The organism is Janthinobacterium sp. KBS0711 (assembly GCF_000988085.1).
GTDB lineage: Bacteria > Pseudomonadota > Gammaproteobacteria > Burkholderiales > Burkholderiaceae_D > Janthinobacterium > Janthinobacterium lividum_E.
Window position 1 is genome coordinate 123,102 of the sequence record NZ_LBCO01000035.1, and the last position, 6,878, is coordinate 129,979.

Consider the following 6,878-nt stretch of genomic DNA (forward strand, 5'->3'; position numbering starts at 1 on the left):
TGTCGTCCCCGACACCACGCCGGTGGATGCGTTCAGGCTCAAGCCAACCGGCAGGTTGCCGCTGCTGATGCTGAAGGTATATGGCGCCGTGCCGCCCGTCACCGCCAGAGGTGTGGAATATGCCGCTTCCGCTGTCGCATTGGGCAGGGTCGATGGCGTCAGGCTGATATTGGCCGACGATACCACCAGGGTATGGCTGTGCGTACCGGTGAACTGGTGCGCATCAGCCGCTTGCACCGTGAAGGTAAAGCTGCCGGCTGCTGTCGGAGTGCCGCTGAGCAAACCACTGCCGCTCAGGGTCAGGCCGGCGGGCAGGCTGCCGCCCGACACCGTATAGGCATACGGAGCGACGCCGCCGCTGGCCGCCAATTGCTGGCTATATGCCGTGCCCGCTTTCGGTGCCGCCAGCGAGCCTGGCGTCACCGAGATTACGGGAGCGGCGACTGTCAAGGTATAGCTGCTGGTGGTGCTGAACGGCGCCCCTGTCCCCGTGCTGCTGTCGGTGACCTTGATGCTGACCGGGAAGCTGCCCGCCACATTGGTCGTTCCCGACACGACGCCGGTGGATGCATTCAGAGTCAAGCCGGCCGGCAGGCCGCCGCCGCTGATGCTGAAGGTATATGGCGCCTTGCCGCCCGCCGCCGTCAGGGTTGCCGTGTAGGCCGCTTCCGCCGTCGCATCGGGCAGGGCCGATGGCGTGAGGCTGATACTGGGGATGCCCACTGCGACCGTGATGGTCGCTGACGCCGAAGTGCCGCTGGCATTCTTGGCCGTATAGGTGAAGCTGTCGCTGCCACTATACCCGGCTGTCGGCATATAAGTGATGCTGGTACCATTGGCCGTCGCCGTGCCATGCACAGCAGCGGATGCCACTGCCACCGAGGTCGCCGGCCCGCCGCTCAGGTTCAACGCAATCGCCGTGGCGCCGCTGCCATACGCCACGCTGACGCTAACGTCACCGGCAACAGGTACAGCAACGGCAACGGTGCCCGAATAGCTGATCTGCGCTTTGAACGGCGCACCTGTCCCCGTGCTGCTGTCAGTCACGGTGACGGTAAAACTATATGCACCAGCCGTGGTAGGCGTGCCCGACAAGGTGCCGTTCGCCGACAGCGTCAAGCCCGCAGGTGCATTGCCGGTGGTGATGTCATAGCCATACGTGGCCGTCCCGCCAGTAGTGGTGATACTGTCGCTGAAGGCAACGCCCACCATCATCGCCGGCAGGGCTGTCGGCGCGATGACGAGCGTCGGCGCCGCCACCGTCAGCGTATAGGCCTGCGAACCGAAATACGGGCCACTGCCCGTCGAACTATCCTTGGCACGCGCGGTGAAGTTGAAAGTGCCGGCCGCCGTCGGCGTACCCGACAGCACACCGCCGCTGGACAAGCTTATACCGGGCGGCAAGGTACCGCCTGGGACGATATCGTAGGTATAACTCGCCTTGCCGCCCGAAGCCGTCAAGGTCTGGCTGTATGCCGTACCGACGATTGCGCCAGCCACGCTGGTCGGCGCAAGCGTCACCGTCGGCGCGCTGACCGTAATCGTCACTGTGGCCGAGTTCGAGATACCAGTGCCGTTGCTGGCCGTGTAGGTAAAGCTGTCGCTGCCGCCAAAACCTGCCGCCGGCGTATAGGTGATGCCGGTGCCATTGGCCGTTGCCGTGCCATTCAAAGCAGCAGACGCCACGGCCACCGAGGTTGCCGCGCCACCACTCAGATTCAGGGTGATCGCAGTAGCGCCGCTACCGTACGCCACCGTCGCGCTGACATCACCGGCAACGGGAACGGCGATAAAGGTGAACCTGTCCGCTGGAATGGCGGCGCTGGTGCCGCCCGTCGTGGTCACGCGCACGTCAACCGTGCCCGTGCCGGCGGGCGCCGTCGCCGTGATCTGCGTGGCGCTGTTGACCGTGAAGCCGGTTGCTGCCGTGGCGCCGAAGGTTACCGCCGTCGTGCCGCTAAAACCCGTGCCGGTGATGGTGACCGTGGTGCCGCCCGTCGCAGGACCTGAAGTCGGCGAAATGCTCGTCACTGCCGGCGCCGCCACGTAGGTAAATTGATCGTTTGCACTGGTGTTGCTGGTGCCACCCGCTGAAGTGACGCGCACGTCGACCGTGCCCGCGCTGCCTGCCGGCGCCGTGGCCGTGATCTGCGTGGCGCTGTTAACCGTGAACCCGGTCGCTGCCGTGGCGCCGAAGGTCACGGCCGTCGTGCCGCTAAAGCCCGTGCCAGTAATGATGACCGTGGTGCCGCCGGCAGTTGTGCCGGAGGTTGGTGAAATACTGCTCACCACCGGCTTTGCCACATAGGTAAATTGATCGGCGGCGCTGGTGGCGCTGGTGCCGCCCGCGGTAGTGACGCGCACATCGACCGTGCCCGTGCCGGCGGGCGCCGTCGCCGTGATTTGCGTGGCGCTGTTGACGGTAAAACCTGTGGCTGCCGTGGCGCCGAAGGTCACCGCCGTCGTGCCGCTCAAACCCGTGCCGGTGATGGTGACCGTGCTGCCGCCGGTCGCAGGACCGGCAGTGGGCGAAATGCTCGTCACCACAGGCGCCGCCACAAAAGTAAATTGGTCCGCCGCGCTGGTGGCGCTGGTGCCGCCCGTCGTGGTGACGCGCACATCGACCGTGCCCGTGCCGGCTGGCGCCGTCGCCGTGATCTGCGTGGCGCTGTTGACTGTGAAGCCGGTTGCTGCCGTGGCGCCGAAGGTCACCGCCGTGGCGCCGGTGAAACCCGTGCCCGTGATGGTGACGTTCGTGCCGCCGACGGTGGGGCCTGCCGTGGGCGAAATGCCGGTGACCGTTGGCGCAGGGATATACGTGAACTGATTGGCGGCGCCGGTAGCGCTGGTGCCGCCGCTGGCGGTAACGGTGACGTTCACGGTACCGGCACTGCCAGCCGGCGACGTGGCGGTCATGGTCGTGGCATTGACGACGGTAACGGCGACACCATTGTTGGCGCCAAACTTGAGCGCCGTGACGCCCGTAAAGCCGGTACCGGTAATCGTGACGGCCGTGCCGCCAGTGCTGGGGCCGGACGCAGGCGTCACGCCGGTGATGGTCGGCGGCGGCTGGGCATTGATCACCAGGGAATAGCTTCTGGACGTGTTGTACGGTCCATTGCCGCCCGTGACATCGGTGGATTTGATCACAAAGTTATAGGTACCCAGGGCGGTGGGCGTGCCCGAAAGCAGGCCGCTGCTCGACAGGTTCAGGCCCGTGGGCAAGGCACCCGACTCCACCACATAGGTATAGGGCGCGGTGCCATTCGCGGTCGACATCTGCTGGCTATAGGGCGTCGCCAAGCCTCCCGCCGTCAGGGTGGTGGGCGTGATGGACAAGATCGGTACGGCGATCGATACGGAATAGTTTTTGGTGACCACCTGCGGCGTGCCCGGGGTTGAGTCGGTGACCTTGACGCTGAACACATAGGCGCCGGTAGCCGTCACGGTGCCGGAAATCAAGCCGCTCGGCGATACGCTGATGCCAGGCGGCAAGGTACCGGAATCAAACGCGTAATTGTAGGGAGCCACGCCGCCGCTGGCCGACATGGCCTGGCTGTATGGCACGCCAATCACGGGCGCGGGCAAACTGCCCGGCAACACCGTGAAGGCCGCCGCCGCGGGCGCGACTGTCACGGTGAAAGTCACTTCCTGGCTATCCTCGTCGAGCAGGATAAAGCTGTCGGACAGCGCCCCGTCGCCATTATTGATATAGGTGGCGATGCCATTGCTGTTATTGACGAGACCTGTGATCGTGCCGTGCAAGGGCGTCGCGTTATTATCAATCAGGCCAAATCCGCTGCAGGACGACAGGTCGATGATATGCGAGCCGCCCGAGGCGACTGAAAAACTCTGGCTGGCCGTACATTTCACGCTCGGCAAAGCCTGCGCAGGATTGGCGCCCAACGCCAGCATCAACAGGCACAGCGAAGCGAGCCACTGCCCGAGACGGCAAGATACAGCCGTCCCGGCGGCGTCGCTATCCAACATTCGCTTCCGTTTTCCAGCAAACAAGGCGAGCAGAAAAGAACGTGCCGGACGGCCGATGATGTCGTTGCAAATACGCGACATAACTTCTCCAATACAGAGTTTTTCAGACAAAAATGAAGGTGATTTCAGGCCGTCGGCGATGCCCATTCCGAGCTCTTCCACAGTGCCAACAGATGTTGACGCTTGCCATATGACAACGTATGCTACTCCGAGATTTCAATAAAGTAACTATAACAAAAAGGGTTTTTTAAAACGCAACATTGATTGCAAATGGAAAATATTATTCATTTGCCATTGAGCTGCATTCCAACCGTGGGAGAACGATGATGGCTGATGTGTATCTAGGACAAATCATGATGGGCGGCTTCAATTTTGCGCCGCGTGGATTTGCGGCATGTAACGGGCAATTGCTGCCCATTGCGCAGAATCAGGCGCTGTTTGCACTGCTGGGTACCGCTTACGGGGGGAACGGCAGTACCACCTTTGCCTTGCCTAACTTGCAAGGCTGTACCCCGGTTGGCGCGGGTGCTTCGGTCGATGGCGCGTGGCAACCATCGCCATACCAGATCGGTACACGGGCGGGGCAGGAGGCTGTCACCTTGCTAGCGACCCAGATGCCGGCACACACGCATGCGGCCAATGCGGTGACAACGCCCGGCACCTCGAAAAATCCCACGAATACCCTGTTTGGCGGCAGTGGCGCGGAATCCATCTACGGTTCGGCGGGACCGCAAGTCACCCTGGCCAGCCAGACCTTGGCGTTGGCCGGCGGCAACCAGGCGCATCCCAACATGCAGCCGTTCTCGGTCATTAACTTCAATATCGCCTTGAGCGGTATCTTCCCGTCGCGCAACTAACGAATCAGCCACTCTTACGGAGCATAGTCATGACCACACCCTATGTCGGCGAAATTCGCCTGTTTGCCTTTTCCCGCATTCCCAGCGGCTGGTTCGCCTGCGACGGCAGCCTGAAACCGATCTCCGAATACGAAGTACTGTTCGTCCTGCTGGGCACCACCTACGGCGGCGACGGCGTCACCACCTTTGCCGTGCCCGACCTGCGCGGTCAGGTTCCCCTGCACATGGGTACCGGTCCGGGCCTGAGCAACCGCCCCCTCGGTCAACGAAGCGGCAGCGAATCGGTGACCCTGCTGCCGACCCAGCTTCCTTTGCATACGCACCCGTTCAATGTGAACAGCACCCTAGCAACGTCGAACGTGCCGGCGGCCAACCTGCTGCTGACTGCGCCGTCGAATAACGACAAGATGTACACCAGCGATCTGACTGGCCTGACCGCTTATGCACTGGCGACCACAGCCACGGGCGCGACAGGCGGCAACCTGCCGCACGCGAACACCATGCCAACCCTGACAGCGTCATTCTGCATCGCATGGGCAGGCATTTTCCCATCCCAGCAATAACAGCCGGCACGCAAGCGCAGCCCCTAAAATCGATCAGGAGAACCTACCGTGACCTCACCATACCTTGGCGAAATACAAGTCTTCGGCTTCAATTTCACACCCTACGGATGGGCCAGCTGCAATGGCGCCACCCTGCAGATACAGCAACATTCAGCCCTGTTTTCCTTGATCGGCACGCAGTATGGCGGCAATGGGACCACGACCTTTCAGTTGCCCAACTTCACGGGACGCGCGCCCTGCAGCCAGGGACAAGGACCCGGCCTCACGCCGCGCGTGATGGGCGAGACCTTCGGCAGCAACAGTGTCACGTTGACCGTCACGGAGATGCCGAACCACCCCCATCAACTCAATGTGTATCGCCAGCCCACTGCCGCCCTGCAGCACAACACACCGCTCGCTGGCGACGCCTTGATTGCCCTTGGCGGCACGTCCGCATTCGTGCCGACGACACCACCCAATGTAGCGCTGTCGCCGACCGCGATCGGTAGTGCCGGTGGCGGCCAGCCGCACGAAAACCGCCAGCCGATGCTGGCGGTGAATTTCTGCATCGCGCTGCAAGGGGAATTCCCGTCTTTTGACTAAGTTTGCTTGATCCAGGCAGGCGGCGCCATCGCGGCGCCCGCCCTGCCCTCCTCCCCGTACCGGCCTCAGTTGAATACGGCCTGGTACAGAAAGCCATGGCTGTCACGCGCCACCGGCACCAGAAAGATACCCACTTCGCCAAACGCCTCATGCTGCATCTGGAAGATTTTCTGGCTGAACAGGATGGGAGAGCTATGGTGAAACAACAGGCTGAACGGCTTGCGCATCAAGCCCTCCAGCGTCGCTGACGGCAACGGGCGCACTTCCTTCAGGACAAAGGCGGCATTGCCGTCACTGGCCGCGATAAACGTCTCGTTGACGCGCGCGGCAAAATGTTCGAGGGTCAGGACATTCATCATTCCAGATATTCCATTCCGTAAGCAGTGTGGTGAAGACGATGTCTGATTCTAATGGAATCATTGCCGCCCTGGCACGGCAATGACATGAAAAACCAGACGCCACATGCGCTGCGGGGCGGAAGCAAGCTGCTCCCGCCCCGCGGCGTCACTTCCTTGATGCGCAGCGCTACTTGAGCGGCATGGCGATGCCGAACATCACCGACTGGGTACGTCCGCTATCGATATTCAGATTGCTGTTGTAGTCCAGGGTGATCGTCATGCCGTTCGACAGCAGCAGTTTCACGCCCAGGCCCGCCGCCCAGTTGCCCGTCTGTTGCGGCACCGTGCGGATCACGTACACGGGGCCGTCGGCCACCAGGTCGGCATACGCCAGGCGCGCATCATCGGCGCCCTGGAACTGGTGCCGGTACTCGAGCCGCGCGCGCGGGAACCACGTGCCCAGGCCACCCACATAGATGCCCTCGGCCCGCACACCGAGCGCGCCGATGCGCGAGCGCACGGTCTGCTTGAAGTAGCTCAGGGCGTTG

Annotated in this window: 6 protein-coding genes; 3 read left to right on the forward strand and 3 right to left on the reverse strand. The window is 62.6% G+C overall.

The features are described from left to right. Positions 1 to 3,990 (reverse strand): beta strand repeat-containing protein (locus VM94_RS23850; protein WP_200899265.1); only part of this gene is annotated, 3,990 nt, incomplete at its 3' end. A gap of 260 nt (positions 3,991 to 4,250) precedes the next feature. Here VM94_RS23850 and VM94_RS23855 point away from each other — a divergent pair. Genes VM94_RS23855 through VM94_RS23865 form a run of 3 tightly spaced genes read left to right on the forward strand, consistent with a single transcriptional unit; the run spans position 4,251 to position 5,992 of the window. Further along, positions 4,251 to 4,847, forward strand: a complete 597-nt coding sequence (locus tag VM94_RS23855) for a phage tail protein (RefSeq protein ID WP_442905231.1) — start codon at positions 4,251 to 4,253, stop codon at positions 4,845 to 4,847. Positions 4,848 to 4,876: 29 nt separating this feature from the next. Then, the gene (locus tag VM94_RS23860) at positions 4,877 to 5,410 is read left to right on the forward strand and encodes a phage tail protein (RefSeq protein ID WP_046685749.1); all 534 of its coding nucleotides are present in this window, start codon (positions 4,877 to 4,879) and stop codon (positions 5,408 to 5,410) included. 48 nt (positions 5,411 to 5,458) lie between these two features. Continuing rightward, the gene (locus VM94_RS23865) at positions 5,459 to 5,992 is read left to right on the forward strand and encodes a phage tail protein (RefSeq protein WP_046685750.1); all 534 of its coding nucleotides are present in this window, start codon (positions 5,459 to 5,461) and stop codon (positions 5,990 to 5,992) included. A gap of 65 nt (positions 5,993 to 6,057) precedes the next feature. On the opposite strand, the gene VM94_RS23870 is transcribed toward VM94_RS23865, so the two are convergent. Continuing rightward, entirely contained in the window at positions 6,058 to 6,351 is a 294-nt protein-coding gene (locus tag VM94_RS23870; RefSeq protein WP_235433006.1) for a DUF6916 family protein, read from the reverse strand. Positions 6,352 to 6,517: 166 nt separating this feature from the next. Next, positions 6,518 to 6,878, reverse strand: a 361-nt coding sequence (locus tag VM94_RS28635; protein WP_046686311.1) for an autotransporter domain-containing protein, incomplete at its 5' end; no start/stop codon positions are given.

Excerpts from the sequence above, each read along its gene's own strand:
- VM94_RS23860 (WP_046685749.1), top strand. The coding sequence starts at position 4,877 with ATGACCACACCCTATGTCGGCGAAATTCGCCTGTTTGCCTTTTCCCGC.
- VM94_RS23870 (WP_235433006.1), bottom strand. The coding sequence starts at position 6,351 with ATGATGAATGTCCTGACCCTCGAACATTTTGCCGCGCGCGTCAACGAG.